Origin of the sequence: Acuticoccus sediminis (genome assembly GCF_003258595.1) — a bacterium.
Taxonomy (GTDB): Bacteria; Pseudomonadota; Alphaproteobacteria; order Rhizobiales; family Amorphaceae; genus Acuticoccus; species Acuticoccus sediminis.
Genome location: NZ_QHHQ01000002.1, coordinates 584,910 through 610,660 on the forward strand (window position 1 = coordinate 584,910; position 25,751 = coordinate 610,660).

23 protein-coding genes and 1 pseudogene are annotated in these 25,751 nt (G+C 69.8%); 10 read left to right on the forward strand and 14 right to left on the reverse strand.

Features of this window, described 5'->3' with window-relative positions:
- Positions 1-1,440 (forward strand): 3-isopropylmalate dehydratase large subunit, encoded by a 1,440-nt coding sequence (leuC, locus tag DLJ53_RS10690; protein WP_111345043.1) that lies wholly within the window; start codon positions 1-3, stop codon positions 1,438-1,440.
- Positions 1,437-2,075 (forward strand): 3-isopropylmalate dehydratase small subunit, encoded by a 639-nt coding sequence (leuD, locus tag DLJ53_RS10695; RefSeq protein ID WP_111345044.1) that lies wholly within the window; start codon positions 1,437-1,439, stop codon positions 2,073-2,075. The genes leuC and leuD overlap by 4 nt, the downstream gene beginning before the upstream one ends.
- A gap of 321 nt (positions 2,076-2,396) precedes the next feature.
- Here the strand turns inward: leuD and DLJ53_RS10700 are convergent, their stop codons facing one another.
- A complete protein-coding gene (locus DLJ53_RS10700; RefSeq protein WP_111346213.1) occupies positions 2,397-2,843 on the reverse strand; it encodes an EF-hand domain-containing protein in 447 nt (148 codons plus the stop codon).
- Between the two features lie 544 nt (positions 2,844-3,387).
- Between DLJ53_RS10700 and DLJ53_RS10705 the strand changes: the two genes are divergently transcribed.
- Both DLJ53_RS10705 and DLJ53_RS10710 read left to right on the forward strand, forming a co-directional pair.
- Positions 3,388-4,356 (forward strand): formylglycine-generating enzyme family protein, encoded by a 969-nt coding sequence (locus tag DLJ53_RS10705; RefSeq protein WP_111345046.1) that lies wholly within the window; start codon positions 3,388-3,390, stop codon positions 4,354-4,356.
- 335 nt (positions 4,357-4,691) lie between these two features.
- A complete protein-coding gene (locus DLJ53_RS10710; protein ID WP_111345048.1) occupies positions 4,692-6,908 on the forward strand; it encodes a sulfatase-like hydrolase/transferase in 2,217 nt (738 codons plus the stop codon).
- A 186-nt stretch (positions 6,909-7,094) separates the two neighbouring features.
- Here DLJ53_RS10710 and DLJ53_RS10715 read toward each other — a convergent pair whose 3' ends face one another.
- The 4 genes from DLJ53_RS10715 to DLJ53_RS10730 form a co-directional block, all read right to left on the reverse strand.
- Positions 7,095-8,402, reverse strand: a complete 1,308-nt coding sequence (locus tag DLJ53_RS10715) for a TRAP transporter large permease (RefSeq protein ID WP_111345049.1) — start codon at positions 8,400-8,402, stop codon at positions 7,095-7,097.
- A 4-nt stretch (positions 8,403-8,406) separates the two neighbouring features.
- The gene (locus DLJ53_RS10720; protein ID WP_111345051.1) at positions 8,407-8,949 is read right to left on the reverse strand and encodes a TRAP transporter small permease; all 543 of its coding nucleotides are present in this window, start codon (positions 8,947-8,949) and stop codon (positions 8,407-8,409) included.
- A 15-nt stretch (positions 8,950-8,964) separates the two neighbouring features.
- Entirely contained in the window at positions 8,965-9,957 is a 993-nt protein-coding gene (locus DLJ53_RS10725) for a TRAP transporter substrate-binding protein (protein WP_111345052.1), read from the reverse strand.
- Between the two features lie 95 nt (positions 9,958-10,052).
- Entirely contained in the window at positions 10,053-11,228 is a 1,176-nt protein-coding gene (locus DLJ53_RS10730; protein WP_162409085.1) for a M24 family metallopeptidase, read from the reverse strand.
- 98 nt (positions 11,229-11,326) lie between these two features.
- On the opposite strand from DLJ53_RS10730, the gene DLJ53_RS10735 reads away from it, so the two are divergent.
- Positions 11,327-12,250: a LysR substrate-binding domain-containing protein gene (locus DLJ53_RS10735; RefSeq protein ID WP_111345055.1), complete on the forward strand. Its 924-nt coding sequence runs from the start codon at positions 11,327-11,329 to the stop codon at positions 12,248-12,250.
- Positions 12,251-12,355: 105 nt separating this feature from the next.
- On the opposite strand, the gene ehuA is transcribed toward DLJ53_RS10735, so the two are convergent.
- Complete coding sequence (gene ehuA / locus DLJ53_RS10740) at positions 12,356-13,120, reverse strand: ectoine/hydroxyectoine ABC transporter ATP-binding protein EhuA (protein ID WP_111346215.1); 765 nt, start codon at positions 13,118-13,120, stop codon at positions 12,356-12,358.
- Positions 13,121-13,188: 68 nt separating this feature from the next.
- Positions 13,189-14,796 (reverse strand): MOSC domain-containing protein, encoded by a 1,608-nt coding sequence (locus tag DLJ53_RS10745; RefSeq protein ID WP_162409087.1) that lies wholly within the window; start codon positions 14,794-14,796, stop codon positions 13,189-13,191.
- A gap of 304 nt (positions 14,797-15,100) precedes the next feature.
- On the opposite strand from DLJ53_RS10745, the gene ehuB reads away from it, so the two are divergent.
- From ehuB to DLJ53_RS10765, 4 genes are all read left to right on the forward strand, one after another.
- Complete coding sequence (ehuB, locus tag DLJ53_RS10750; RefSeq protein ID WP_111345058.1) at positions 15,101-15,985, forward strand: ectoine/hydroxyectoine ABC transporter substrate-binding protein EhuB; 885 nt, start codon at positions 15,101-15,103, stop codon at positions 15,983-15,985.
- 63 nt (positions 15,986-16,048) lie between these two features.
- A complete protein-coding gene (gene ehuC / locus DLJ53_RS10755) occupies positions 16,049-16,777 on the forward strand; it encodes an ectoine/hydroxyectoine ABC transporter permease subunit EhuC (protein ID WP_111345059.1) in 729 nt (242 codons plus the stop codon).
- A complete protein-coding gene (ehuD, locus tag DLJ53_RS10760) occupies positions 16,774-17,442 on the forward strand; it encodes an ectoine/hydroxyectoine ABC transporter permease subunit EhuD (protein WP_111345061.1) in 669 nt (222 codons plus the stop codon). The genes ehuC and ehuD overlap by 4 nt, the downstream gene beginning before the upstream one ends.
- Positions 17,443-17,582: 140 nt before the next feature.
- Positions 17,583-18,266, forward strand: a complete 684-nt coding sequence (locus DLJ53_RS10765) for a GntR family transcriptional regulator (RefSeq protein ID WP_162409089.1) — start codon at positions 17,583-17,585, stop codon at positions 18,264-18,266.
- 424 nt (positions 18,267-18,690) lie between these two features.
- On the opposite strand, the pseudogene DLJ53_RS10770 reads toward DLJ53_RS10765, so the two are convergent.
- The 7 genes and pseudogenes from DLJ53_RS10770 to DLJ53_RS10800 all read right to left on the reverse strand — a co-directional run.
- Positions 18,691-19,380, reverse strand: a pseudogene (locus DLJ53_RS10770) (MBL fold metallo-hydrolase); the annotation flags it as partial.
- A 46-nt stretch (positions 19,381-19,426) separates the two neighbouring features.
- Positions 19,427-21,046: a tripartite tricarboxylate transporter permease gene (locus tag DLJ53_RS10775; RefSeq protein WP_111345066.1), complete on the reverse strand. Its 1,620-nt coding sequence runs from the start codon at positions 21,044-21,046 to the stop codon at positions 19,427-19,429.
- A gap of 10 nt (positions 21,047-21,056) precedes the next feature.
- Positions 21,057-21,701 (reverse strand): hypothetical protein, encoded by a 645-nt coding sequence (locus DLJ53_RS10780; protein ID WP_211100574.1) that lies wholly within the window; start codon positions 21,699-21,701, stop codon positions 21,057-21,059.
- A complete protein-coding gene (locus tag DLJ53_RS10785; RefSeq protein ID WP_211100575.1) occupies positions 21,698-22,636 on the reverse strand; it encodes a tripartite tricarboxylate transporter substrate binding protein in 939 nt (312 codons plus the stop codon). Before DLJ53_RS10785 ends, DLJ53_RS10780 begins: the two co-directional genes overlap by 4 nt.
- Positions 22,637-22,673: 37 nt before the next feature.
- Entirely contained in the window at positions 22,674-23,459 is a 786-nt protein-coding gene (locus tag DLJ53_RS10790) for a GntR family transcriptional regulator (RefSeq protein WP_111345068.1), read from the reverse strand.
- 251 nt (positions 23,460-23,710) lie between these two features.
- Complete coding sequence (locus DLJ53_RS10795) at positions 23,711-24,274, reverse strand: PaaI family thioesterase (protein WP_244935054.1); 564 nt, start codon at positions 24,272-24,274, stop codon at positions 23,711-23,713.
- Positions 24,271-25,008: an SDR family NAD(P)-dependent oxidoreductase gene (locus DLJ53_RS10800; RefSeq protein ID WP_111345070.1), complete on the reverse strand. Its 738-nt coding sequence runs from the start codon at positions 25,006-25,008 to the stop codon at positions 24,271-24,273. Before DLJ53_RS10800 ends, DLJ53_RS10795 begins: the two co-directional genes overlap by 4 nt.
- Positions 25,009-25,135: 127 nt before the next feature.
- Here DLJ53_RS10800 and DLJ53_RS10805 point away from each other — a divergent pair, with 127 nt between their 5' ends.
- Positions 25,136-25,723, forward strand: coding sequence for a TetR/AcrR family transcriptional regulator (locus DLJ53_RS10805; RefSeq protein ID WP_111345072.1), 588 nt, complete (start codon positions 25,136-25,138; stop codon positions 25,721-25,723).
- Positions 25,724-25,751 lie beyond the last annotated feature (28 nt).

Below are 25,751 nucleotides of genomic sequence, written 5' to 3' on the forward strand. Positions count from 1 at the left end.
ATGCAGCCCCCCGCCGTGGCGGCGCCTCCGCAGCCCGCGACAATGTTCCGGAAAATCTGGGACGCACACACCGTGGCGGTCGACGACGACGGGTCGGCGCTCATCTACATCGACCGCCACTATCTCCAGGACGGCTCGCTGTCGAAGTTCACGATGATCGAGGACCGCGGGCTCACCGTGCGGCGTCCCGATCTGACGTTCGCCGTGCATGACCACTACGCGCCGACCCTCGGGGGCCGGCTCGCCGACGTCGCCGATCCGAACGCGCGCGCCATGCTGGAGGGGCTCACCGCGGCCGCCCGGCGGTACGGCATCGAGATCTTCCCCCTCGGCGACCGGCGGCAGGGGATCATCCACGTGGTCGGGCCGGAACTCGGGATCACCCTGCCGGGCACCACCGTCGTGTCGAGCGATTCCCACACCACCACCCACGGCGGTCTCGGCGCCTTCGCCATCGGCGCGGGGGCGAGCGAGTGCGCGGGCGTGCTCGCCACCCAGTGCCTGTGGGTCGCGCGTCCGAAGACGATGCGCATCACCGTCGACGGGGCGCTCTCCGCCGGCGTCACCGCCAAGGACATGTCGCTCGCGATCCTCGCGCGGGTCGGAGCCGGGGGCGCGGTCGGGCATGCGGTGGAGTTCGCCGGCAGCGCGGTCGCGGGCCTCGGCGTCTCGGGGCGGCTGACCCTGTGCAACATGGCGGTGGAGTGCGGCGCGCGCACCGGCATGGTCGCGCCGGACGACGCCATCTACACCTACCTTGAAGGCCGTCCCTACGCCCCCGCCGGGGCGGCGTTCGACCGCGCCGTCGCCCGGTGGCGCACCCTCCCCAGCGACGACGGGGCCGTGTTCGACCGGGAGGTCGCGCTGAACGCGGGCGACATCGGCCCGATGGTGACCTGGGGGATCAGTCCGCAGCACGCCCTCCCGGTCGCAGGACGCGTTCCGGACCCGGCCGAGGCGCGCGATGCGGCGGAGGCCGAGGCGTGGTCCAGGGCGCTGGCCTACATGGACCTCGCCCCGGGGACTCCGCTCGAGGGCCTGAAGATCGACCGCGTCTTCATCGGCTCATGCACCAACGCCCGGATCGAGGACCTGCGCGAGGCGGCGGCCGTGGTGAAGGGGCGCAAGGCACGCGTGGAGGCGTGGGTGGTGCCCGGATCGACCGCGGTGGGCGAACAGGCCGAGGCGGAGGGCCTCGACCGCGTGTTCACCGATGCCGGGATGCAGTGGCGGCGGTCGAGCTGCTCCATGTGCGTCGCCCAGAACGGGGACCGGGCGGCATCGGGCGAGCGCTGCGTGTCGACCACCAACCGCAACTTCATCGGCAGGCAGGGCTCCGGCGTGCGGACCCACCTCGCGAGCCCGGCCCTCGCCGCGGCCGCCGCGGTCACCGGAACGATCACCGACGTGCGCCGCCTGCTGACGGAGGGAGAGCGATGACACCGATCCGCCGCCTGACCGGGATCGCCGCGCCGCTACGGGGCGACAACGTCGACACCGACCAGATCTTCCCCGCTCGCTACATGAGCCGGCCGCGCAAGCCGGCCGGCTATGGCGACGTGCTGCTGCACGACCACCGCTTCGATCCCGCCGGACGGGAGAACCCGGATTTCGTCCTCAATCGCGACCCCTACCGGCGCGCGACGGTCCTCGTCGGCGGCGCGAACTTCGCGTGCGGTTCGGCGCGGGAGCAGGCGGTTCACGCGCTCCTCGACTACGGCATACGCGCCGTGCTGGCGGCGGATATGGGCGACATCTTCGCGTCCAGCGCGCTGGAAAACGGGCTGATCGCAGTCAGTGTGGGGGCAGAGGCGGGGGCGGCGATCCTCGCCCGCCTCGAGGACGAGCCGGGCCTCGAGATCGCCATCGACCTCGAGGCCCGCACGATCGAGGTGCCGGGCCTCCCGACGATCGGAATCGCGCTCTCGGGCCGCCGCCGCACCATGCTGATGGACGGCCTCGACCCCCTCCGCCAGCTCGCCGCGATGACCGACCGGATCGACGCCTTCGAGGCGCGGTTGCCGGCAGGCAGCGCGGCGGCTCCCGGGGCGCGCCCCGGGCCCGACGGCCGCTGAACGGTCGCCTTTCGCGACGGCGTAGCGCAGCCCGCACCCCGGGGTGGTGGCGTCCCGTGCAGGCGCCACGTCGCGCGGTTCCCGGACGTGCGCGTCTCCAAAAGGACGGGCCGGAGGGCGGTTGAGTGGCCTCCGGCTCAGCGGCGCATGATGAGGACGCCGATCAGCACGCCGAGGAGGACGAGGAGCGCGATCCAGATGACCATGCCGCCGCCCATGAAGCCGTAGCCCCACCCGTCCATGTGATCACCCATGCCGGCCTCCTTGGCGTGAATGGCGCGGGCGCCCGGAGCGCCCGATGCGAGCTCGGGGCACGGCGTATCAGCCGCCCGTGTCGCCCATGCCGCCCATCATGAACTGGCGCATCTCCATCGGTGACAGCTCGCCGTCATGGTCCGCGTCGGCGGCCTTGAACATGCGCTCGTGGAAGCTCAGCACCTCCGAGAGGGACAGCGTTCCGCTGCCGTCCGTGTCGACCGCGATGAACAGCATCCGCATGAACATCGGGTGCCCCATCATCCCGCCGCCATGGCGGCCTGCACGCATCTTCTTCATGCCGGGCATGCCCTCGCGCCCCGCGCCGGGCATCATCCCGGACATCATTCCCGGCATCATCCCCTCGGCGCCCTGCTGGCCTGCGGGGGCGCCGGGTGCGCTCGCGGACGGGGCCGTCTGATTGCCGGGGGCGTTGCCCTGCGCCATGGCGGGCGGGATGGCCAGGAGGGCGGCCGCGACCATGGCGGCGGTGATGGTTGTCGCTCGTTTCATCGCGTTGTTTTCCTCAGTGTGGCCGGTAGCCTCACTGGTCGCGCCGCCTGCGGCGTGGCCTCGGCGCGCGCTCGCCACCGGCCGTCCGATGTGCGCGGCGGACTTGAAGCCGCCCCGATCGCTGCCGGGCGGCTCTCCATGGCGGAGGCGTCCGAGGGCGCCGTGCGGCACGGAGAGCGTACCACGGCGTGGGAGCGGCGGTCGCGAGGAGACCGTCGGTGGAGGAGGCCTCCGCGATCACCCCTCCCACGCTGCAATATAGGCGTCCGGCGATTCGATGGCGACGCGGCATCTGTGCCGTCCAGGCGATGCGCGGGGCCCCCACTGCTGTCATCCCGCGCGCCGGGCCGGACCGGCATGTGTCCGGCCGGGTGGTTCCGGCGCCATGGGTCGCCCAAAAAGCGGGGAGGGGTGCGGCGCAGGGCGCGCGGGCACGTCGCCAACGGCCTGGTTTCGCGCTTGTGCCGGACACGGGTTCGAATGTTGCCACAGTTGGCGGCAAAGATGCTGGCCATCCGAAATTTTCGCTGCGTTGGGGGGCCCCATGGGCGCCGCGATGGGAGGACAGGCAGAGGCTGCGTGTGCGCCGGTCGACGACATGGTCTTCGTCCCCGGCGGCAGCTTCACCATGGGGTCGGACCACCACTACCCGGAGGAGGCGCCGGCGCACCGGGTGACGGTGGACGGCTTCGTCATGGATCGGTCGCCGGTCACCAACGCCGCCTTCCGGACCTTCGTGGAGGCGACGGGGCACGTCACCGTCGCCGAGACGGTGCCGCGACTGGAGGACTATCCCGGCGCGCTGGCGCACATGCTGGCCGCAGGGTCGCTGGTCTTCACTCCGCCGGCTGCCGTCGCGGACCTGCGGGACTGTGGGCAATGGTGGCGGTTCACCTTCGGCGCCAGCTGGCGCCAGCCCTACGGGCCGGGGTCGACCATCCATGGTCTCGACGACCACCCGGTCGTGCACGTCGCCTATGACGACGCCGTCGCCTACGCGGCCTGGGCCGGAAAATCGCTGCCGACGGAGGCCGAATGGGAGTTCGCCGCACGTGGCGGGCTCGACGGAACCGAGTTCGCGTGGGGTGACGAGCTCATGCCGGGCGGACGGGCCGTGGCGAACACCTGGCAGGGCGAGTTCCCGACCGAGAACCTCGCGCTCGACGGATTCGAGCGGACCTCGCCGGTGCGGGCCTTTCCGCCGAACGACTACGGTCTCCACGACATGATCGGCAACGTCTGGGAATGGACGGAGGATTTCTGGTCGTCCCGGCACGCCGTCCCGGCGAAGGCGTGCTGCGTCCCGCAGAACCCGCGCGGCGGACCGGAAGGCGGCAGCTACGACCCGAGCCAGCCTGAAATCAGGATCCCCCGCAAGGTGTTGAAGGGAGGCTCGCACCTGTGCGCGCCGAACTACTGCCGGCGCTACCGCCCCGCGGCCCGGCACCCGGAGCCGGTCGACACCTCGACGAGCCACGTCGGCTTCCGCTGCATCCGCCGGCCCGCGCCTTGAGTTGGGAGGCGTGTGCGCCGCGGGGGCGGCGTTGCGCGCGGTCATTCCCGTTCGATCCGGCACCCGTCCGGCCGGGACTTCGGTGCCGGGTCAATCACAATTCGCGGCCGGCAAGACCCTCCCGCGGCCACGGGCGCCCGGGCCACGGCAACGTGGACCGGTCCGTGTCGAAAGACGCGGTCAGGACAGCGTCCTGACTATCCGCAACCCTCGGCACATTGACATTCGTCAAGCGTAGTATCCGTCATCCGGCGCATGTTGGGGCATGAACAGTGCCACCCGGCGTGCCGTATATTTCCTGATGCGCAGTTTATGTATTGATTTTGAGGCTCCCCATGAGGGATCTTGTCGTCATTGCCGTCGATGATCTATTCAATGTCTGGAATTACCAACGACAATTCGGCGTTGCGCTCCAGACGCCGAACCTGGACCGTCTCGCCGCCATGGGGGTGTCGTTCACGAACGCCCAGGCGACGACACCGCTCTGCAGCCCCTCGAGGGCGGCGGCGCTGACGGGACAGTCCGCCTTCACCACCGGCGTCGTCACGAACAAGGACGCACCGCGGTGGCATACCGACGTCGACCTCGCCGCCACACTCCCCGCGGTCCTGCAGGCGGCCGGCTACGAGACGCACGGGTTCGGCAAGCTCTTCCACGAGAATCCGCTGCCGGAGGGGGTCGCCAGCCAACTCTTCGACAGCTACTTCTCCGCCCCGCTCGGGACCTACAGGCCGGCAGTGAACGGCCGCTTCAGCGTCGGCACGTACGGGGGCGCGGAGAAGGACCTCGGCGACTTCATCACGACGAAGGCCGCCGCCGACTTGCTGCGGGATTACGAGAGCGATGCGCCCCTGAGCCTGATGGTCGGCCTGAAGGATCCCCATGTCCCGCTCGTATCGACGCAGGACTACAAGGACCTCTACCCTCTGGAACGGATCGTCGTTCCGGAGTGGCTCGGGGATGAGCCGCCGGCCTGGATGCGCGAATTCACCCGCAACGGGCTCTGGGACACCATTGTCGAGAGCGGATGGGGCCGGCTCTATATTCAGGGATATTTCGCCAATATCTCGGAGATGGACGCCAGACTGGGCGAGATCCTCGACGCCATCGAGGCCTCGGGCCGCGATCCCGTCATCGCGTTCTGGAGCGACCATGGCTACATGGTGGGCGACCACGATCTGGTCGGCAAGTTCACGCCGTACGAGGAGGCGACGGGAGCGCCGCTGATCTTCGTGGACCCCGAATCCGGGGCGAGGGGCGTGCGGCACGACGGCGTCGTGTCGCTGCTCGACATGATGCCGACCATTCTGGACCTCGTCGGCGTCCCGATCCCGGAGACGGTGGAGGGGCATTCACTGGCGTCCGTCGTGTCCGACCCGCGCGAGCCGACCGACGGGTTCGCGCTCACGGCCATCATGGGCTCGATCTCGATGCGGACGCCGAGGTTCCGCATCACCCGCTACGAAGACAACACGTACGAACTCTTCGACTGCCGGCGTGATCCGGCGGAGGCCCACAATCTGGTCGACGTCCCGCGCTACGACAACGTGCTGACGAAGCTGCAGAACTGGTTGCAGGCGGAGGCGGAAGACCGCGGCGTGACGTTCTTCGACCGCGCGAAGGTGGTTCGTTTCGATGCCACGTGGGGTCAGCAGTATTTCTTCAGCGCGGATACGAGCGATATCCTCTCGATCGACGACGAGGGCGGGTACGACCGCGGCCACAGCAACAACCCGGTGGTGCGGATGCCGGGCTGGATGGAGGACTTCTGGTTCACGGCCGCCGACGCGAACAACGCGGGTCAGGTGTACGGCAACCGCCTGGACAACCAGATCTTCGGGAGCGGGCCGGGCGGCTATCCGCCGGGAGGCGACGATCTCCTCGCCGGGGCGGGTGGATCGGACCGGATCTCCGGCGGCCCCGGCGACGACACCCTGATGGGTGGTCCCGGCGAGGATGTGCTGATCGGCGGCGACGGGAACGACTCCCTGCGCGGCGGTCCCGGCGCCGACGTTCTCGACGGCGGCCGAGGGCGGGACCTCGCCTCCTACTGGACGTCCGGATCGTCTGTCGTCGCCGATCTGCGGTCTCGCCTGCAGAATACGGGGGAGGCCGCCGGAGACACCTACGTCAACATCCAGAACCTCCAGGGGTCGAAGAATGACGATCACCTTGGCGGTGATCGCGGCCGCAACGAGCTGTCCGGGGGACCGGGCGATGACCTCCTGGAGGGCCGCCACGGGAACGATACCCTCGCCGGTGGCACCGGCAGCGATACGCTGACGGGCGGCACCGAGGACGACGAGCTGATCGGCGGACCCGGCAAGGACCTCTTCGTGCTCGGTCCGCACTTCGGTCACGACGTCATCGCGGATTTTCGCCCCGGAACCGACCGCCTCGACCTCAGGGACCTCGCCTTTGAGAGCGTGCCGGACGCCCTCGACGCCTTCACCGCAAACGATGGGGACGCGGCCCTTCACGTCAGGGGCGACGTCCTGGTCCTTTCCGGTGTCGACGTCGGCGACCTGCAGGCGGGTGATCTCCTGCTCTAGTGGCGATCGGCGCGACCACGGCAGCCCCCGCACGAGGATCCCGGTGAGGGGCCGGGCGAAGCCGCTCTTGGCGCGGCGCTGGCGTCTGGCGCGAAACGGGAGGCCCCGTCCGTTCCGGGGTTCGATCCGAGGGCGACCCGCTTCGGCGGCGGCATGGACCGGCCGCCCGCATTGCCGTGGCTCCGGTCAGCCGCGTGCGGTCATCAGGCTCGGGAGCCACAGGGCGATCTGCGGGAAGGCGATCAGCAGCGCCACGGCGGTCGCCATCAGCAGGAAGAAGGGCGCCGCGGCGAGGGCGACGAACAGGATCGAGCGCCCCGTCAGCCCCTGCACCAGAAAGAGGTTGAAGCCGATCGGCGGTGTGATGAGCGCCATCTCGCCCACCAGCACGACGAAGACGCCGAACCACACCATGTCGATCCCGGCGGCGCGGACCATCCCCTCGACGATGGCGATGGTGAGGACGATCATCGAGATCCCGTCAAGCACGCAGCCGAGCAGCATGTAGAAGAGCAGCAGCACCAGGATCAGCGTCGTCGGCGAGAGCGACATCGCGTTGATCCATGCGGCGAGGTCGCGCGGCAGGCCGGTAAAGCCCATCGCCATGGTGACGAAGGCGGAGCCCGCCACCAGCAGGACGATCATCGACGTCGTGCGCACGGTCGCCATCAGCGACTGGGACAGCGCCGCGAACGTGAGCTCGCGGCGGCTGGCGGCGAGGATCAGCGCGCCCACCACGCCGAGCGCGGCCGCCTCCGTCGGCGCCGCGATCCCGGCGTAGATCGAGCCGATCACAAGCACGATGAGGCCGACCACCGGCAGAAGCTCGACGAACCCGCGCAGGATCTGCCGCGGCGTCGCCCGCTCCTCCCGCAGCGCGCGCCCCTGCGGCGTGACGAGGCCCCAGACGACAAGGTAGGTCACGAAGAGGCCCGCCAGCATCAGCCCGGGAAGGACGCCGGCGAGGAACAGCCGCGCGATCGATTCCTGCACGAGGACGCCATAGAGGATCATCGTGATGGACGGCGGGATCAGGAGCCCGAGCGTGCCGGCCCCGGCCAGCGATCCGGCGACGAGGCGATCCGGATAGCCGCGCTTCTTCAGCTCCGGCATCGTCATCTTTCCGACCGTCATCAGGGTGGCGGCGGATGAGCCGGAGATGGCCGCGAACGCGGTACAGCCGGCCACGTTGACGTGAAGCAGCCCGCCCGGCAGGCGCCGCAGCATCGGCGAGAGGCCGTTGAACAGCCCCTCCGCCAGCCGCGCGCGGTAGAGGATCTCGCCCATCCACACGAAGAGCGGCAATGACGCGAGGCCCCAGCTCGAGATGCTCGACCAGACGGCGGTGGCCATGGCCGGTCCCATCGGCCGGCTCGTCGCCAGCTCCATGGCGACCATGCCGACGACGAGCAGCGCCGCGCCGATCCACACGCCGAGCCCGAGGACCAGTACGAGGACGACCAGCAGGCCGATTCCGAGAGTGATGGGGTCCATCGGCTCAGGCGTCCCGGTCGACGAGGAGGTTCCCGTCCTGCCGCCGTACGGGAGAGCGTCCGGTGGCGGCGTAGCTCACGAGGCCGTGGATCAGCGCCACGGCGAACACGACGATCCCGGCCGCGATGGGAAGCTGGGGGAGCCACAGCGGCAGCGCGTCGGACCGGTCGCTGATGTCGCCATAGCGCAGCGAGAGGCGCACCAGCCGCAGCAGATACCAGGCGAGGTAGGTGATCGCCGCCGCCGTGACGGCGAGCGCCAGGAGGTCCACCCCGCGCCGCGCCGCGCCGCCGAGGGCCGACAGCGCCAGGTCGACGCGGATGTGGCCGCCGGCGCGGAAGGTGTGCGCGAGCCCGAGGCTGCCGGCGGCGCCCAGCATGTAGCCGGCCCCCTCGGTCAGGCCCGGCACATAGGCGCCGAGGAGCCGGCTCGCGATGCTGGTCAGGACGAGGGCGAGGATGGCGACCACGCAGAGCGCGGCGAGGATCGCGCACAGGCCGTAGAGCCCGGCCAGGACCGTGTCCGCGGCGCGCGCGATCGCCCTCATGCTGCCTCCGCGCCCTTACTGCGCGGCGCGGTAGGCTTCGATGACGGCGGCACCGTCATCGCCGGCCGTCGCGATCCACTCGTCGACCATGGTGTCGCCAATGGACTTGAGCGAGGCGGCCAGGGCGTCGGACGGCTCCTCGACCGTCATTCCGGCCTCGCGCATCGTATCGATGTAGCCCTGGTTCACGGTCTCCATCTCCTCCCAGACGGCGGCTTCGGCCTTGGCGCCGGCCTCCATCAGCGCGGTCTGCGTCGCCTCGTCGAGGCCGTTCCACGTGTCGAGGTTCACCAGCACGACCGACTTCGGCAGCCAGGCGTTCACCAGATAGAAGTAGTCCACATAGTCCCAGATCTTCTGGAACACGCCGATGGCGCCGGAGGCCATCATGCTCTCGGCCATCCCGGTGGAGAAGGCCTGGGCGATCTCGCTCGCCTCGGTGCGCGTCGGCACCGCGCCCATCAGCTCGGCAAGGCGCGTGGTGGACGGGTCGTACGCGCGGAAGCGCTTGCCCTGCATGTCCTCGATCCTGGTGACCTCGGTGTTCACGAAGAGCCCCTGCGGCGGCCAGATCGGCGCGAAGAGGAGCTTGAGGCCGCGCTCCTCCAGCGCCGCGTCGAGCGCCGGGCGGGAGGCCTCGTAGAGCGCTCGCGCCTCGGCCGCGTTGGTGGCGAGGAAGGGCACCGTGTCGAGGCCGAAGATCGGCGCTTCGGCGGAGTGTGCGCCGAGGAACCGGGCGCCGATCGGCACCTGCCCCTCGCGCACGGCACGCAGGATCTCCGAGCCGCCGTAGAGCGAGCCGCCCGGGTGCACGGTGATGTCGATCTCCCCGCCGGTGCGCTCGCGCACGTCGTCGGCGAAGGCGACGTAGGCCTGCGTGATGAAGTTGCCCGCGCCGTAGGCGGTGGGCATGTCCCACTGCTCGGCGGCAGCCGGCACGGTGGCCGCCAGGACGCTGGCGAGGACGGCCGCCCCGAGGCGGGAAACGGCGAAGGTCGGCTCAGGCATGGTGGTCCCTTTCGTCGCTGGGCTGCCGCGGTGCGGTGGCCGGTGCGGCCCGCATGGCGCCATCGAAGGCATGGTCGGTCGTCATGCAACGTCCCTCAGTCGACCACGACGAGGTCGCGCGGATACCGGGTCAGCACCTCGCAACCCGTCGCGCTCACGCGGACGCTGTCGCTGATGGCCATGCCGAAATCCTCGCGGAACATCGTCGGGATGACGTGGAACGTCATGTTCTCTTCCAGCACCGTCTCGTCGTCCGGACGGATGGCATAGATGTGCCCCTCCGCCCAGTTCGGCGGGAAGCCGATGCCGATGCCGTAGGCGGTCCGGCTCTTGAAGTATTTCGCGAGGCCGAGCTTCTCGAGGCCCTCGCGGCAGCGCCGGTCGATCTCGCCGGCCGTCTCGCCCGGGCGGATGGTGGCGACCGCGGTCTCGAGGAGCGCGGTCAGGGCCTCCGCGCTCGCCTTCTGCTCGTCCGTCGGCGGGCCGACGACGGCGGTGCGCGCCATCATCGCATGGTAGCGGTCGACGCACCCCGCCCCCTCGATCAGCACCACGTCGCCGCGCGCGATGGTGCGCCGGCGCCAGAGCGCGAAGCAGAGCGCCGAGCGGGGACCGGAGACCACCATCGGCGGGTGGCCGATATACTCGCTGCCCGCCGCGATGGAGCCGTGGTAGAGCGCGGCGGCGACGTCGTTGTCCCTGGCGCCCGGCTTCACGGCGGCGAGCGCGGCGGCCATCCCCGCCTCCACGGCGGTGGCGGCGCGGCGCATCCGCTCGATCGCCTCGGGCCCCTTGGTGCGGCGGCGCATCTCGATGAGGCCGTTGCAGTCCTCGAACGCCACCGCGGCGGAGGCGACGAGCTGGCGGTGATCGTGCACGCTCAGGTACCGCGAGGTCGTCTCCAGCCCGATGCGCCCGCCCGTCGGCAAGGCGTCCGCGAGGACGGTGATCGGATCGTCCGTGTCGAAGATCGCCACGGCGGTGCCGATGGTGGGCAGGGCCAGCGCGAGGTCGCGATTGACGACGCGCGTGACGAGCACGGGCAGCCCCTCGCGCGGCAGCAGCATCGCCTGGAAGGTGAAGTAGCCGATGGTCTGGTAACCGGTCAGCCAGAACATGTTCTCGGGATCGAACAGGAGCAGGCCGGTGAGACCCCGGGCGGCGATATCGGCCTGAAGAGTCGCGATTCGGTGGCACAGCAGCGCCTCGTCGAAGGGCAGCTCGTCGCGCCAGATCCGGCGGTCGGCCGCCAGCGTTGTGTCGGTGGACACCGTCGGGCGTTTTCCTTGCTTAAGAGCGTGGTTGTGCCGTACGCGCAAACCCCTATAGCTTCAAATCGCTTTTTCGCCGGCTACACGAAACTGAGGTAATGACTCCACGCCAGGTCGAGGTGTTCCGCGCCATCATGCGGTCCGGGTCCGTGACCGGGGCGGCGGGGCATCTCAATCTCAGCCAGCCGGCGGTCAGCAAGCACCTGTCGCTGCTGGAGCGGGAGCTGGGGTTCGTGCTGTTCGAGCGGGCGCGCAACCGGCTCGTGCCGACGCTGGAGGCCGACGCGCTGTTCGAGCAGGTCGAGGCGCTCTATGGCGGCATCGAGGAGCTCGACCGCTTCGCCCAGGCCCTGCGGCACAACAACCATGGCGACGTCACGGTCGCGACGCTCCCCCTGCTCTCGCATCGCTGGATGCCGTCGGTGCTCGGGGCGTTCGCGGCGCACCATCGGGACATTTCGCTGTCGGTGCCGGTGCGCAGCACGAGCTGGATCGCGCGGGCGGTCTCGGCGGGGCGGGCGGACATGGGCGTGGGGCTCCATTCGGCCGCCCAGCGGGGCGTGGACCAGCGGGTCCTGATGCGCCTGCCGCTGGTCGCCGTGTCGGTGCCGGACCATCCGCTGGCCGGATCGGGCCCGGTCCATCCGTCCGCGCTGAGGCCCTACGACGTGGTCACGCTGAGCAATTTCGAGGGGGCGCCGCTCGCCCTCGCCCGGGACCTGAGCGGCAACCTCGGGCGACGCCGGCTGGAGGCGTTCACCGTCGAATTCGCGTGCGAGTTCGCGCGTGCCGGCGTCGGGCTCGCCATCGTGGATGCGCTGACGGCGATGCACTTCGCCGCCGACGGTCTCGTCGCATCGCCGCTGCAGGTCGAGGCGGAGTTCGCGCTCGCGATCATGCGGCCGACGCGGCGCCGCTCCTCGCAGCTGGCAAGCGTGATCGAGGCGCACCTGATGGAGGAAGCCGGCGCTACGGAAGCCGCCGTGGGCAGGTTCATGGCGGCGATTTCGGGTACGCCCTGATCCGCCCGAGGTCCGCCCGCATGACGGCGTCGGGCAGCGATTTCAGCCGGACCCGGGTTTCGAATCTTGCCGGCCGGAGCGCCGCCCTTGTCTTTGCGGGCGTCGTCAGAGGGCTTCCTTGACGGCGCGCAGGAACTGCCTCGTGCGGTCCCGCTGCGGGTTGGTGAAGAACTCGCGCGGCGGCCCCTGTTCCTCGATCCTGCCGGCCGAGAAGAAGCAGACACGGTCGGAGATATCGCGGGCGAACCCCATCTGGTGGGTGACCATGAGCATGGTGAGGTTGTGTTCGGACACGAGCGTGCGGATCACCTGCGTCACCTCGCCGATCACCTCCGGATCGAGCGCCGAGGTGACCTCGTCGAAGAGGAGCACGCGCGGGCGCATCGCGAGGGCGCGGGCGATGGCGACGCGCTGCTGCTGCCCGCCGGAAAGCTGCATCGGGTAGTGGTTCATCTTGTCGGCGAGCCCGACGAGCTCGAGCAGATCGACGGCGCGGGCGCGCGCCTCGGCCTTCGGCAGTCCGAGCGAGTAGATCGGCCCCTCTACGCAGTTCTCCAGCGCGGTCATGTGCGGGAACAGGTTGAAGTGCTGGAAGCACATGCCGATCTCGCTGCGCATCCGGCGCAGGTGCCGCTCGCTGGCGGGAACGAGGCCGCCCTTGCCCGGCATATGGGTCAGCGGGCGTCCGTCGATGTAGATCACGCCCTCGTTGATCGGCTCGAGCGTCATGAGGACGCGCAGCACCGTGGTCTTTCCGGACCCCGACGGCCCGATGATCGACACCATCTCGCCCGGCATGATGTCGAGCGACAGGCCGTCGAGGACGGTGAGGTCGCCATAGCGCTTCGTCACGCCGTCGAACCGGACCATCGGCGTCTGCGCGGGCGGGACCGGCGCGGGCTTCGCCTCGGCGGGCACGGCGGTGGCACTGTCGATCGTCACTGGATTTCCTCCACGTCGCGTGTCTCGCTGGTTTGAAGGCGTTGGGTCGTGGCGGGCAGCGTTATGGCGAGATCCGCGCTCGCCGGCCGCGCGCAGCACAGCAGCACCCGCCCATGCCCGGGCGCCGCGATGCCGTCCGGATAGGCGACGGCGCCATGGGACAAAACGGCCATGCACGTCCGGCAGAGGCCCGCGCGGCAGGCCGCCGGAGGCCGGAAGGGCGTGCGGGCGACGATCCAGTCGAGCAGCGTCCCGTCCCGGGGACGCCAGGTGCCGGAGATGTCGGCGTCCGGGAGGCGCACGGTCGCACAAGGGACGGTCTCCGCGATCTCGCCGCCCGCGCCGGGGGCCTCGAAGAGCTCATAGAACAGTGCGGCGTTGCTGCGGCCGCGCCTCTCGTGCGCGGCGCGGACCGCATGGACGAGGCCGGGAGGGCCGCACACGTAGAGCGGCGCCTCCTCCGGCGCCTCGGCCACGATGGTGTCGACATCGGGACGCCCGGCGGTGGCGACGCCGGGACGGGTCAGGTGAAGCTGGTAGTCGAGGGTGTCCCACCCCTCGGCCAAGGCGCGGAGCTCGTCGTGGAAGACGGCCGCGGCCCTGTCCCTGGCGATGTAGACGAGCCGCACCGAAGGCCGCGCCGCACCGGCCGCGAGGTGCCGCAGGTGGGCGAGAATCGGTGTGATGCCGATGCCGCCGGCAATATACGTGACGGCATCCCCGGGAATGTCCGGCAGGCAGAAGCCTCCCGACGGCGGATAGAGGGTGACCGCGGTCCCGGTCATGTCGGCGTCGAAGAGGTGCTGCGAGACCGAGGCGGCGTGGCCAGCCGCCCCGTTGCGGCGGACGGCCACCGTGAACGGCGCATCCGGCGGTCCCGCGGTCAGCGAATAGCAGCGGAAGAGCGTCGCGCCGGTCCCGACCGGGAGCGCGAGGGTGAGGAACTGGCCGGGTTTCCAGCCGAAGTCCGTCGTCGGGGGCGCGGTGATGCGCAGCTCCGTCACATCGTGGGACAGGCGCCGCCACCCGACGACACGGGCGCGCACGGGTTCGGCGAGGAGCTCGGGCTGGTTCCCGGCCACACGCCGGCGGATCGCGTCGGCGGCGCCCGGCAGGAGGTCGGGCGAGGACAGGACGCTCGTCAGCAGCCCGGCGTCGCAGTCGAACCGGGTCATCGCGGCGTTCAGCTCGGCGATGGTCGCGTTGCGCGGGTCGCTCCGGACGACGGCGATGCTGTCGCCGGCACGAATGTCGCCGCCTTCCAGCACGCGCGCATAGACGCCGGTGCGGTTGCTTCTTGAGAACTGCGCGGAAAACCCCTGCTCGGCCTGAACGAAGTGCCAGAGCTTGTGGCAGGGAATTCGCGGTGTCGTCAGAACGAGCCTGACCGAGCCGATCCCGATTTCATCGCCGATCCTCAACGCGAATTCATCCGGCCCCTCGTAAAGCACGTTCTCGGCGAAGGTTCCGGGCCGCAGGGGCCGGGTCAGCAACGCCTCGAAGTGCGCATAGTGGTCCAGGTTGAACAGGTAGATCGCGTGATTGTCGCGTCCGAGGGATCGCGGATCGGCGATCTCGTCACCGATGATCCCGTGAGGTCCCACGCGGGCGGGTCCTTTTACGGCCTCCCGAGCATAACCCGTGGGCGCGGTGCCCGACGGAAAGTCCGCGTGACGAACGTTACTTGCGAACACGTTCACGACCGCTGCGTCCACGGGAGGACCCTCCGTCCGGCTTCCGCCAACAGTCGTATACATCTCAATATTATCCGCAACCGAAAAGGCTATTTGATTGCCAGCGTGACGCAATTTTCGCCAGACATGTATTTTTCTCTAGAAACGAGCGCGCAATCACCGCATCCTCCGCGCGCCCCGTGGCTTCAATCGGAAACGCAGAGAGGACTTCACAATGCTTGGCTTTGCTCGCTTCATCGGCGCGTGCTCTTTCGCCGCCGCTGTCACCGCCTCGTCCCTCGCGGCGGCGAGCGACAACCCGTTGCTCGACAGGTTCAAGGCGGAGGGGGTCCGCGTCGGCATCGCCGGCTATGCCCCCTACGGCTACAAGCAGGCTGACGGATCCTTTACCGGCGAGCAGGTGGAAGTCGTCCAGCACGTCCTGACGGAGATGGGCATCACCGACATCGAGTACATCGCGATGGACTTCGGCGCGCTGATCCCGTCCCTCGTCGCCGGGCGCATCGATCTCTCAGCCGCCGGCATGTACATCCGCCCGGAGCGCTGCGAGCAGGTGCTGTTCGCCGAGCCGACGTTCGGTCAGGGCGCCGCCTACGTGGTGAAGGCCGGAAACCCGAAAGGGCTCCATACCTTCAAGGACATCGCCGCCACTGACGGCGCGATCCTGGCCGTGCTCGCCGGCGGCACGGAGGAGGACCTCGCCAAGCGTGACGGCGTGCCCGACGACAAGCTGCTGAAGGTCTCCGACAAGGCCGCGGGCATTTCCGCCGTCATGTCCGGCCGTGCGGACGGCTTCGCCCTCTCGGCCTTCGCCATCGCCGACATCGTGCGCACCGCAGGCGAGCTCATCGGCGTCGAGAGCTCCGGCTCGATCACCGAGATCGCCGGCGAAACCTACAAGGGCCACGGTGCCATCTCCTTCCCGAAGGGCGACGGCGAGGTGCTCGCGGCCAACGCCGCCTTCCGCGACGCCTTCGACGCGATCCAGGCCACGTACATCGGGAGCGGCGCCTACGGCGAGATGGCCTCGGCCTGGGGCTTCGGCCCGGACGACGGCCCGGCGTTCGACATGGCGACGCTCTGCGGCGCTGGCCTCTAGCGCCGCCGCCCGAGATCGGCCCGGCGCGGCGCGCGTTCCACCAGACCCAGAGAGGCCACGCTCATGTCCATCCGCGCGCTCGTCATCACGCTCGTCGTGACCGTGGTCGCGGGACTGGTCTACTTCGTCCAGTCGCCCTTCGCCGGCAGCGCCGCCGTCTTCCTGGACGCTGCCGCGACCACGCTGAAGATCCTCGTCGCGTCGGCGGTCCTGTCCACCCTCATCGCGTTCGCCGCGGGGCTCGGGCGGCTGTCGCCGGTCGGGCCGGTGAGGTGGCTGTCGACCGCCTACATCGAGATCTTCCGCGGCACCTCCGCGCTCGTGCAGCTCTTCTGGCTGTTCTACGTGCTGCCGCTGTTCGGGCCGCGGATCGACCCGTTCACCACCGGCGTGCTCGCGGTGTCGCTGAACCTCGGCTCCTATGCGGCGATCGTCGTGGAGGCGTCGGTGCGGGCGGTGCCGCGGAGCCAGGTCGAGGCGTCGATCGCCCTCAACATGAGCGCCTTCCGCCGGATGCAGCGGGTGATCCTGCCGCAGGCGCTGCGGATCATGATCCCGCCCTTCGGCAACCTCGCCATCCAGCTCTTCAAGCTGACGGCGATCGTCTCCTTCATCGGGATCTCGGACCTGACGTACACGGCCTACCAGCTCAACCAGACCACCTACCGGACGGTCGAGGTCTTCACCATCGTCCTCCTGATGTACTTCGCGATCGGCCTGTCGATCACGATCCTGATGCGCCTCCTGGAACGGCGCTTCTCCCGCGGCACCACCAAGGCGAGGCTGGCATGACCTGGGACTGGGCCTACACGTTCGAGATCCTGCCGACGATGGCGCTGGCCTCGCTGGTCACGCTGGAGGTGACGGTCCTCGGCTTCGCCGCCGCCGCGGCGCTGGGACTGGTGTGGGCCGTCATCGGCCTCCTCGAGGTCCCCGGCCTCACCTTCGCCGTGCGGCTCGCCATCGAGTTCGTCCGCAGCACGCCGCTCCTCATCCAGCTCTTCGCGGTCTACTACTTCCTGCCGAGCTTCGGCATCATGTTGCCGGCGTTCCTGACGGGCGTCCTCGTCCTCGGGATCCACTACTCGGCGTACTGCGCGGAGGTCTACCGGGCCGGCTTCGCGAACGTGCCGCGGGGACAGTGGGAGGCGGCGCGCGCCCTCAACCTCGGCATCGGCCACACGCTGCGCCGGATCGTCATTCCGCAGGCGATCCCGCCGGTGATCCTCCCGCTGGGCAACTACTTCGTGACCATGTTCAAGGAAACGCCGGTGCTGCTGGCGATCACCATCATCGAGCTCGTCGCTACCGCCCGGATCATCGGCAACGACACCTTCCGCTACACCGAGCCGATGACGCTGGCGGGGCTCTTCTTCCTGCTCCTCAGCCTCCTCGCCGCGGCGATGATGCGCGCCCTGAACGCCCGCTTCGCGCTGCATCGCCGCATCGCGCGCTGATGCGGCCGGTCGCGCGCAACGCCGGGGACCCTGGTTCAGGCCCACCGGCAGACGGTGACGCGTCGATGCGGTTACGGTACGGCGCGCGCGACAGCGGAGGAGCGTTGACGTTGAAGACACAAGATGGAGGCGACGCCTCGATGACACGGCGCCCCCGAGACCCCACGGCACCGCAGATCCGCGCCGAGAACATCTACCAGACGCTTCGAAACCGCATCTGCACCAACCGGATCCCGCCGGACACGCTGCTGCGGGAGGAGGTGCTGGCGGCCGAGTTCAACGTCAGCCGCTCGCCGATCCGCAAGGTGCTCGCCAAGCTGGAGCATGAGGGGCTCGTCGAGGTGCGCCACGGCGTCGGCACCCACGTGACCCAGATCGACGCGGATGCCCTCGTCGACATCTACCGCGCCCGTATGTCGATCGCGGCGGCGACGGGTCCCTATTTCGTCACCCCGCTGACTGCCGCTCATGCCGACATGGTCGACACGTACCGCGACAGGTTCCGCGCCCTCACGCCGGGGGACGCGAACGGCTTCGCCGACGTCAATCTGCAGTTCTACCGGGACCTGACGGGCCTGATTGCGAACACGTGCATGCGCGAGGTCCATCGGAACCTCTTCTACGGCACGTCGCGCATGTGGCTGATGAAACTGCCCGAACTCGACTGGGCCGACACGATCGCCAAGGTCTGCGACGAGCTCGACGAGATCACGCGAGCCATCCGGCGCAGTGACCCGATGGCACTGGGCTACGCCATGCGCAACGGAATCGCATTCAACCTGAGCCAGTTCCAGCTGGCGCGCGAGTTCGGCGAGCCGGAGTGATCGCGCGGCGTCTGCTCCGGGCGGTCGGCGCGACGTCCCGGTCCGGTCATGGCCGCGCCTCCGCTCGCGAGGCTGGCCGAGCCTGCTGCACCCGTCGGCGGTCCGCATTGGGCGACCCAGCGGCGCCGCCGGTTCGACAGGCGCTCGGGTGCGGCCGCCCGCACGTCCGCCGCGCCATGCCTCGGATCGGGCTTCGGGCCACCCGGGACTGGACCGCGAGGGCCCGTCAGTCCGCCGCGTGCGCCTTCGGTGAGGCGAGGGGGACGACCATCAGATCTTCGCCCACCACGATGGTGCCGGGGAAGATCGGGCGCATCTCGGAGACCATCTGCTCCTTGACGCCCGGGCGATCGAGCGACGGCAGGAAGTGGGTCAGGACGAGTGTCCTGACGCCGGCCCGACGGGCCGTCTCGGCGTTGTCGATGTGGTTCCCGGTGGTGCGCCTGTACTCCGGGTCGTTCTCCGTGCCGGAGAGGAAATGGTTCATGTGGATGAGGACGTCCGCGTCGCGCGCGAAGTCGACGAACGGGTCGTAGACGCCGCCGTTGTCGCCGGAATAGACGACGCTCCCCGCCTCGGTCTCGATACGGTAGGAGACGCACTCCAGGAACGGCTGCGCGTGCCGCGCCGGCCCGACGCGCACCGTCCAGCCGTTCCCCGTGACGACGTCGCCCGGCGCGACTTCCATGAGGTCCGGGTTCGGCGCCGGTCGTGCCCCCGAACCGCCACGGGCACGGAATACCGCCTGCGATGCCGGCAGGTCGACCCGCGCGGCGATGTCGAGGGCGAAAAGCCCCTGCGGACCCATGACCCGGTCGTTGATCGCCTGGAGCGGTGGCGGTCCGTGGACCTTCAGCTCGGGCTGGCCCGCCGGGCCGTGGTCCCACCGCGTCAGCAGCAGGCGCGGATAGTCCATCAGGTGGTCGTAGTGGTAGTGGGTGAGGAAGACGTGCGTGACGTCCTGGGCGCTGTAGCCGGCCTGAAGCAGGCGCTCGTGGGCGCCGGGGCCGTGGTCGAAGACCAGCAGGTCGTCACCGATCTCGATCGCGTAGCCGGAGCTGCGCCGCCTCGGGGATGGGGCGGGTGTCCCCGTGCCGAGCAAGGTTAGCTTCATGGTCGTCTCATTTCTAAGGGATCGGTTCGAACGTCGCGCCGGCGGGTCATGGATCGACCGCGGCGATGTCTGATGTTGCGCGGGAGGCCGCGCGTGCTCCCCGGACCATGCGCACCATCAGGAGGACGGCGAGGCCCAGCATCGCGATGGAGATCGGCGAGCGAAGCAGGAAATAGGGGTCCGCGCCGGACGCCGAGTAGCTGCCGCGCAAGAGCCCCTCGAGCGTCGGCGCCAGAAGGAAGCCGATGACGAACGGCAGGATCGACACCTCGAGCCGCCGCAGGACGTAGCCGACGAGCGCGAAGCCGAGCGCCGTGAAGAGGCCGAGATAGCCCCCGTCCTGCACGTACGCCGCCGTCAGCGCGACGACGAGGATGACCGGGATCATCACGTCCTTCGGGATCCGGACGAGCTGGCTGAGGAGCGACATCAGGCCCCCGCCGATGGTCCAGTTCACCACGTTGGCGATCATCATCATGGTGAAGAAGCCGAAGGCGACGACGAGGCTCTCGTTGAGGATCGTGCCGTATCCCTCGACCACGCGGATCGGGGTGAAGTTGAAGACGGCGGGTCCGAAGGTGAAGTCGCCGACGCTCTCGACCGCCAGAATGATGAAGACCGCGGCGAAGTTGCCGGGAATGCCGAGGCTCATCACCGGGATGAGGTTGGCGCCCGACACCGCGGAATTGGCCGATTCCGTCGCGACGATCCCGGCCGGTGTCCCGGCGCCGAACGCCTCCGGCGTGCGCGAGCGCCGTTTGGCGACGTCATAGGCGAGGGTCGCGGCGGTCGTGGTGCCGATCCCGGGGAGGGCGCCGATCACCGTGCCGATGGCGCCGCCCTGCAGGATGCCGGGTATCATCCGCCAGCGCTCGCGCCAGGTCAGCGGCGGCCCCATCTCGCGCGGCCCCTCGGGGACCATCTGGGCCCGGCGGTCCTGCCGCATCGCCTCGATGCTGACGAGGACCTCTGAGAGCACGAGAACTCCGAGGATCGCCGAGGTCAGCGGGATCCCGCCGCCGAGTTCGTGGACCCCGAGGGTCATGCGCGGTCCCGCGCCGGACAGAGTGGATCCCACGAGCGAGAAGAGCATGCCGAGGAGGCCGCCGAGCAGGCCCTTGATCGGCGCGTTGCCGACGACCGCCGCCATGAAGCAGAGCGACAGGATGATCAGCGCCGACTTCTCCGGAAGGCCGAGCACCCGTTCGACGGCGATGGCGAAGCCGGGCGCTGCGATGAAGAGGACGAGGTCGGAGAGGTTGTCGCCCATGACCGAGGCGAAGTGGGCCGTCTGGATCGCCTTGCGGCCCTTGCCGGCCATCGCCATCGGGTGCCCGTCGAGCGTCGTCAGGTAGGCGTCGGGCGTCCCCGGCGTGTTGAACAGGATGGCCGGCACCGCGCCGCCGACGGTCGCCCCCTTCATGATGCCGAGAAGGCAGCCGAGGATCGGATAGAGGGCCTCGTTGCCGTAGCCGAACGCGGAGATGAGGAGCGGTGTCGCAAGGGCGAGCGCGAACGGGCCGGACAGGCCCGGCGTCGCGCCGACGAGGATGCCGATGACCACGCCGGCGATCACCATCAGGCTCGGCGTGAACCAGAGGGCCCCCTCCGGCCCGACGAACACGGATTGCACCCCGAGCGCGATGTACTGAAGGACGGTCTCCATGCTGCGTCTTTCAGAGGTCGCCGTTCGGCGGCAGCAGAATGTTGCCGAGGAGCAGGTCGAAGATCAGGATCATCCCGGCAACGCTCGCGGCCGCTACCGCCACGTCGCGCCATCTGAGGGTGCGCCGCGCGAGCGCGATGAAGCACACCGCCATCAGCGTCCCCCCGAGGAAGAAGCCGGAAACGTCGTAGGGGAAGGTCGCCGAGACCGCGCGGTAGCCTGAGATCGGCGTGCCGGCGAGCGCGTTGTGGAGGCGCACGAGGAGCGGGCCGACGACCGTCATGACGGCGAGGGAGGCGCCGATCAGGACCGCGCACTGCAGCAGGAACACGGCGTTTGCGGCCGTGATCCGCCCCACCGGCTCACCGCCCGCCGCGCGCGGCCCGCGGCGCTGCGCGGTGAGGATCAGGAGGAGGGCGAGCGGCACCATCAGCGAGACGAGGATCGTCGGGAAAAAGGCGTCGGCGGGCATGATGCGTCCGCTGATGCTGCGAGCGACGAAGCCGCTGCCGATGTCGCGCGGAAACCAGACCAGGAGGCAGACGGCCGCCAGAACCAGGAGGGCGATGCCGATCCACGTGTTCCAGGCCCGGGCCCGGCGCACGTCGGGCAGGTCCGCCGCCTCGTCCTGCCGGGCCGCCTCCCTGGGGCTCATTCCGCGAAGGTCTTCATCAGCTCGACGTTCGCCTCGTAGGTGGCGAGGATGTGCTCGGTGAGCGCGTCGCCGGACTGGACGACCGGCTCGGGCGGGTACTGCTTCTCGATGAACTTGCGGGTCTCGCTCTCGGGGTCGTTGAGGATCTCGGCCACCGCGTCGGCGATGGTGGTGCGCACCTCGTCGTCCATCCCGGCCGGGCCGACGATCACGAAGCGGTAGCCGAGCGTCAGATCGATCCCGATGTCGTGCAGGGTCGGCGCGTCCGGCGCCTGGTCGAGCGGCCGGTCCTCTCCCGACGCGACGATCAGGAGCTCGCCGGCGTCCACGAGCGCGCGCTGCGCACCGCCGCCCCAGGCGACGTTCGCATCCATCGCCATGAGCGCGTCCATCGCGCCGCGGCCGCCCTTCGTGCTGAGATGGTTGACCGAGATCCCGAGCTTGCGCGCGACCAGCTCCGAGACGGCCTGCACCTGCGGTCCCCAGTTGGCCCAGACGATGTCGGTGCCGCCCTCGGCCGCCGCCTGGATATCCTCCAGCGACGTCCAGCCCTCGGACGCCCGTACGATGATCGCAAGCTGCGAACCGGCGGTCGTCGTGATGTAGGTGAAGTCCTCCGGCGACAGGTTGTCGTTGCCGATGGTGGTGAAGGTGTAGGTCGTCTCGATCGAGAAGCCGAGCGTCTGGCCGTCCGGCTCGACCGACTTGAGCTGGGACGACATCACGGCGCCGTCGTTGCCGCCCTTGTTCTCCGGGATGACGGTCCAGCCCTGCCGTTCGCCGAGCTCCTTGGCGAGCGCGCGACCCTGGGTGTCGGTGCCGCCGCCGGCACCGAAGCCGATCCAGAGGCGGATCGGACCGTCGGGCTGCCAGTCGGCGAGGGCCATCGAGGTCGAGAGGGCGAATGTGGCCGCAGCAAGCGCAATCAGTCTCATAGGGGCTCCACGGGTGCGAGAGGATTGATGGCCGGCGTTACTTGAGTTCGGTCAGCTCCATGGGGCGGTGCCCTTGCGGCAGCTCCAGACGCTGGGCGAGAACGACGTTGTTCGCCGCATCGAGGTCGTGTGCCTCCCACACCAGGCCGACGTGCGGAGCGGCGAGATCGAGAACCGCACAGGCCCGCGCGCTCAGCAGGTCGGCGCGCGCGCCATGCCGGGTGGCGGCGATCCGGGTCCGGGACTCCTCCTGCAGCAGGCGGTGGCAGGAGAGGCCGTGCAGCGTCTCGAGGGGAGCGTCGAGCAGCCCTTGCGCATGCTCGAGCCGCATGAAGACGGAGCTGAAGCCGGGCGACGAGCCGGCCACCCACACGAGGCGGTCGAGGCGGATGGCCTGTTCGTTGTCGAAACTGGCGAGCAGGGCGCCGAATTCAGCGGTCTGGATGCGCTCGACCCCGAGCGCGCGCGTGAACGGCAGGGCCACCTCGTTCGTGACCGGGTCGCGGAACCGATAGAGGTGGACTTCGGGCGCCTGCCGCTTCGGATCGGCAATGAGGGTGCCGAGACGGCGCCGCCGGGTGACGATGCCCTTCTCGACGAGCTGGCTCATCGCGCTCTGGACGGTGCTGAGGCCGACCGGCATCGCGTTGGAAATGTCGATCTCGCTCGGGAGGTGGTCGCCCACCTCGTACTCGCCCTCGTCGATGACCTCCTGGATCACGTCGGCGAGCTGCACGTACTTCGGCTTCTGCCGCGTCGCCGGCGCCCGGCCCCACGCCGCGACGATCTCATCGAGAAGGAGCTTTTTCGTCCCTGCTTTCATAGCAGGAGAATTGCTATGATAGTTTTGAAAGTCAAATGTCGTGATTGGTGCAAAGCTATATATTCTGCACCGTAGTTATAATTTGGGATGGGGCTGCCTAAGGCGTGAGCACCGCGAGCCCCGCGATGCCAGCGCTTCGGTCGACGGCGACGCCGGCTCTCATGACTTGCGGCTGCACAGGGAGGACGACGACAAGCCACCGTACAGCGACAGCACCGGGGACGGACCTCGCGCGGGGACCACTCGCCGCGTCAGCCGGGCGGGGTCCCGGTGCCTCGGCCCTCCGCCGCCTGGATGAAGCAGGTGGTCGTCCCGGAGGCGTAGATGCGGCCGGCAAGGTCCGTCAGCCGGCCTTCGGCGGTCGCGGTGCGCCGGCCGCGGGAGACGATCGTGCCGGTGCAGCGGATCTGGCCGGTCGAGGGAAGGAGAGGGCGCAGGAACTTCACCTCCGTGCCCAGCGACGCATAGGTCTCGCCCGGCCTGAGCGTGGAATGGACGGCGCAGCCGAGGGCCGAATCGAGGAGCGTCATGGCCCATCCGCCGTGGACCGTGCCCATGGGATTGAGGAAGCCGGCCTCCGGCTCGCCGCGAAACTCGACGCTCCCCTCGCCGACGGACTCGATCCAGAAGCTGAGCGTCGCGGCCATCGGCGGTGCCGGAAGATCGCCGCGCAGGATCGCCTCGAGCTGTTCGAGGCCGGTCAGGGCGGCAACGTCCTCGGGCCGCGCCAGTCCGAACCGCAGCGCGGGCATGGCGCGCGTTGCGACGTCCCCCGCGCCGGTCGCCGGCCCGTCGCTCACTGGCCCGGCGCTCACTGGGCTGCCGTCCGGGCCGGCTCGGCGCCGGCCCCGTTGGCGAGGGTCCGCTCGTAGCCCTTCGGGTCGGCGTAGAAGTTGCGGACGAACTCTGCCGCCTCGCCGGGGTAGATGTCCTCGGCGTCACCCCGGAGTCCGGCGACCAGCGCGTCCGCGACGGCGGCGGGCGAGATCTTGTTCGCCGTCAGGCCCGCGGTCATGTCCGTCTCGATGTAGGCCGGGAGGACGGCGAGGACGCGCACGCCGCGGGGGGCGAGCTCGGCGCGCATGGCCTGCGTCATCGACAGCACCGCTGCCTTGCTGGCCGAGTAGGTCCCCGCCTGCGGGATCGGGGCGTGGGAAAGGATCGACGCGACGTTGACGATGGCGCCGCCGCCGTTGGCGGCGATGAGCGGCGCGAAGGCGCGGGCCATCGCGAGGCTGCCGAAATAGTTCGTCTCCATCTCGGCGCGCGCGCCGTCGAGGCCTGGCGCCGAGATCGGCCCGCCGCCCGCGAGGATGCCGGCGTTGTTGACGAGGAGCGTGACGTCCCCGAGCCGGTCCGCGGCGGCCGCGATGGATGCCGGATCGGTCACGTCGAGCGTGACCGGGATGAAACGCTCGCGCGCGTCGGTCCGGCCGGAACGGCTCGCCACGTAGACCTTGGCGCCGCCGAGTTCCAGCGCGTCGGCGATCGCCAGCCCCAGCCCGCGGTTAGCGCCCGTCACGAGCGCGGTCGTCGTCTTGAGATCCATGTCGCTTGTCCTTCGCCCGAGAGGCCCGCTGATGGGCCCCGTTAGATGATGGTTGAAATCTATTCGGCGAATTTTTAGATTCAAGACGTCATCCAAATGAACGTGAGCCACCCAGGGGGACCCTTCTATGCGTGTGAGCCGTGACGTTGCCGCCCGGAACCGGCGAACGGTCGTCGAGACCGCGGGCCGGTCCTTTCGCGAGCACGGGTATGACGGTGTCGGCGTCGCCGCGCTCATGAAGGCGGCCGGGCTGACGCACGGCGGCTTCTACAAGCAGTTCGACAGCAAGGAGGCCCTCGCCGCGGAGGCGACGGCGGCGGCGTTGCAGGAGAACCGGGAGGCGTGGGCGAAGATCCTCGACGGCGTCGAGGGGGACGCGCTGGAGGCGGTCGCGGCCCGCTACCTGACGCCGGCACACGTGCGCACCCGCGACAGGGGCTGCGCCTTCGCGTCCCTGGCTGCGGAGGCGCCGCGGCATGGTCCCGAACTGGGGAAGGTGTTCGGCGACGCGGTCGAGGACTGGGTATCGGCCGTTGCCGCTGCGTCGCCTGACGACCCGCCCGACCGCTGCGACATCCTCCGGACGCTGTCGATGCTCGTCGGCGCGCTGATCCTGTCCCGCGCGGTGCCGGACGGGGAACTCCGGGCCGAGATCCTCGCCTGCGCGAAGACCGGCGCGCGGTCCCCGCGCGACGGGGACGGGCCGGACCGGTGATCACGACCGCCGCGTCCGGTCCCCGCTC

Coding starts and splice junctions, on each gene's coding strand:
- ehuA (WP_111346215.1), bottom strand. CDS start 13,120: ATGGTCCGGTTCGACGGCGTGACGAAGCGCTATGGCGACCTCACCGTC.
- leuD (WP_111345044.1), top strand. CDS start 1,437: ATGACACCGATCCGCCGCCTGACCGGGATCGCCGCGCCGCTACGGGGC.
- DLJ53_RS10715 (WP_111345049.1), bottom strand. CDS start 8,402: ATGGACCCCATCACTCTCGGAATCGGCCTGCTGGTCGTCCTCGTACTG.
- DLJ53_RS10710 (WP_111345048.1), top strand. CDS start 4,692: ATGAGGGATCTTGTCGTCATTGCCGTCGATGATCTATTCAATGTCTGG.
- DLJ53_RS10790 (WP_111345068.1), bottom strand. CDS start 23,459: ATGAAAGCAGGGACGAAAAAGCTCCTTCTCGATGAGATCGTCGCGGCG.
- leuC (WP_111345043.1), top strand. CDS start 1: ATGCAGCCCCCCGCCGTGGCGGCGCCTCCGCAGCCCGCGACAATGTTC.
- DLJ53_RS10805 (WP_111345072.1), top strand. CDS start 25,136: ATGCGTGTGAGCCGTGACGTTGCCGCCCGGAACCGGCGAACGGTCGTC.
- DLJ53_RS10700 (WP_111346213.1), bottom strand. CDS start 2,843: ATGAAACGAGCGACAACCATCACCGCCGCCATGGTCGCGGCCGCCCTC.
- ehuC (WP_111345059.1), top strand. CDS start 16,049: ATGTCCATCCGCGCGCTCGTCATCACGCTCGTCGTGACCGTGGTCGCG.
- DLJ53_RS10765 (WP_162409089.1), top strand. CDS start 17,583: ATGACACGGCGCCCCCGAGACCCCACGGCACCGCAGATCCGCGCCGAG.
- DLJ53_RS10705 (WP_111345046.1), top strand. CDS start 3,388: ATGGGCGCCGCGATGGGAGGACAGGCAGAGGCTGCGTGTGCGCCGGTC.
- ehuB (WP_111345058.1), top strand. CDS start 15,101: ATGCTTGGCTTTGCTCGCTTCATCGGCGCGTGCTCTTTCGCCGCCGCT.
- DLJ53_RS10735 (WP_111345055.1), top strand. CDS start 11,327: ATGACTCCACGCCAGGTCGAGGTGTTCCGCGCCATCATGCGGTCCGGG.
- DLJ53_RS10800 (WP_111345070.1), bottom strand. CDS start 25,008: ATGGATCTCAAGACGACGACCGCGCTCGTGACGGGCGCTAACCGCGGG.
- DLJ53_RS10775 (WP_111345066.1), bottom strand. CDS start 21,046: ATGGAGACCGTCCTTCAGTACATCGCGCTCGGGGTGCAATCCGTGTTC.
- DLJ53_RS10720 (WP_111345051.1), bottom strand. CDS start 8,949: ATGAGGGCGATCGCGCGCGCCGCGGACACGGTCCTGGCCGGGCTCTAC.
- DLJ53_RS10780 (WP_211100574.1), bottom strand. CDS start 21,701: ATGAGCCCCAGGGAGGCGGCCCGGCAGGACGAGGCGGCGGACCTGCCC.
- ehuD (WP_111345061.1), top strand. CDS start 16,774: ATGACCTGGGACTGGGCCTACACGTTCGAGATCCTGCCGACGATGGCG.
- DLJ53_RS10725 (WP_111345052.1), bottom strand. CDS start 9,957: ATGCCTGAGCCGACCTTCGCCGTTTCCCGCCTCGGGGCGGCCGTCCTC.
- DLJ53_RS10785 (WP_211100575.1), bottom strand. CDS start 22,636: ATGAGACTGATTGCGCTTGCTGCGGCCACATTCGCCCTCTCGACCTCG.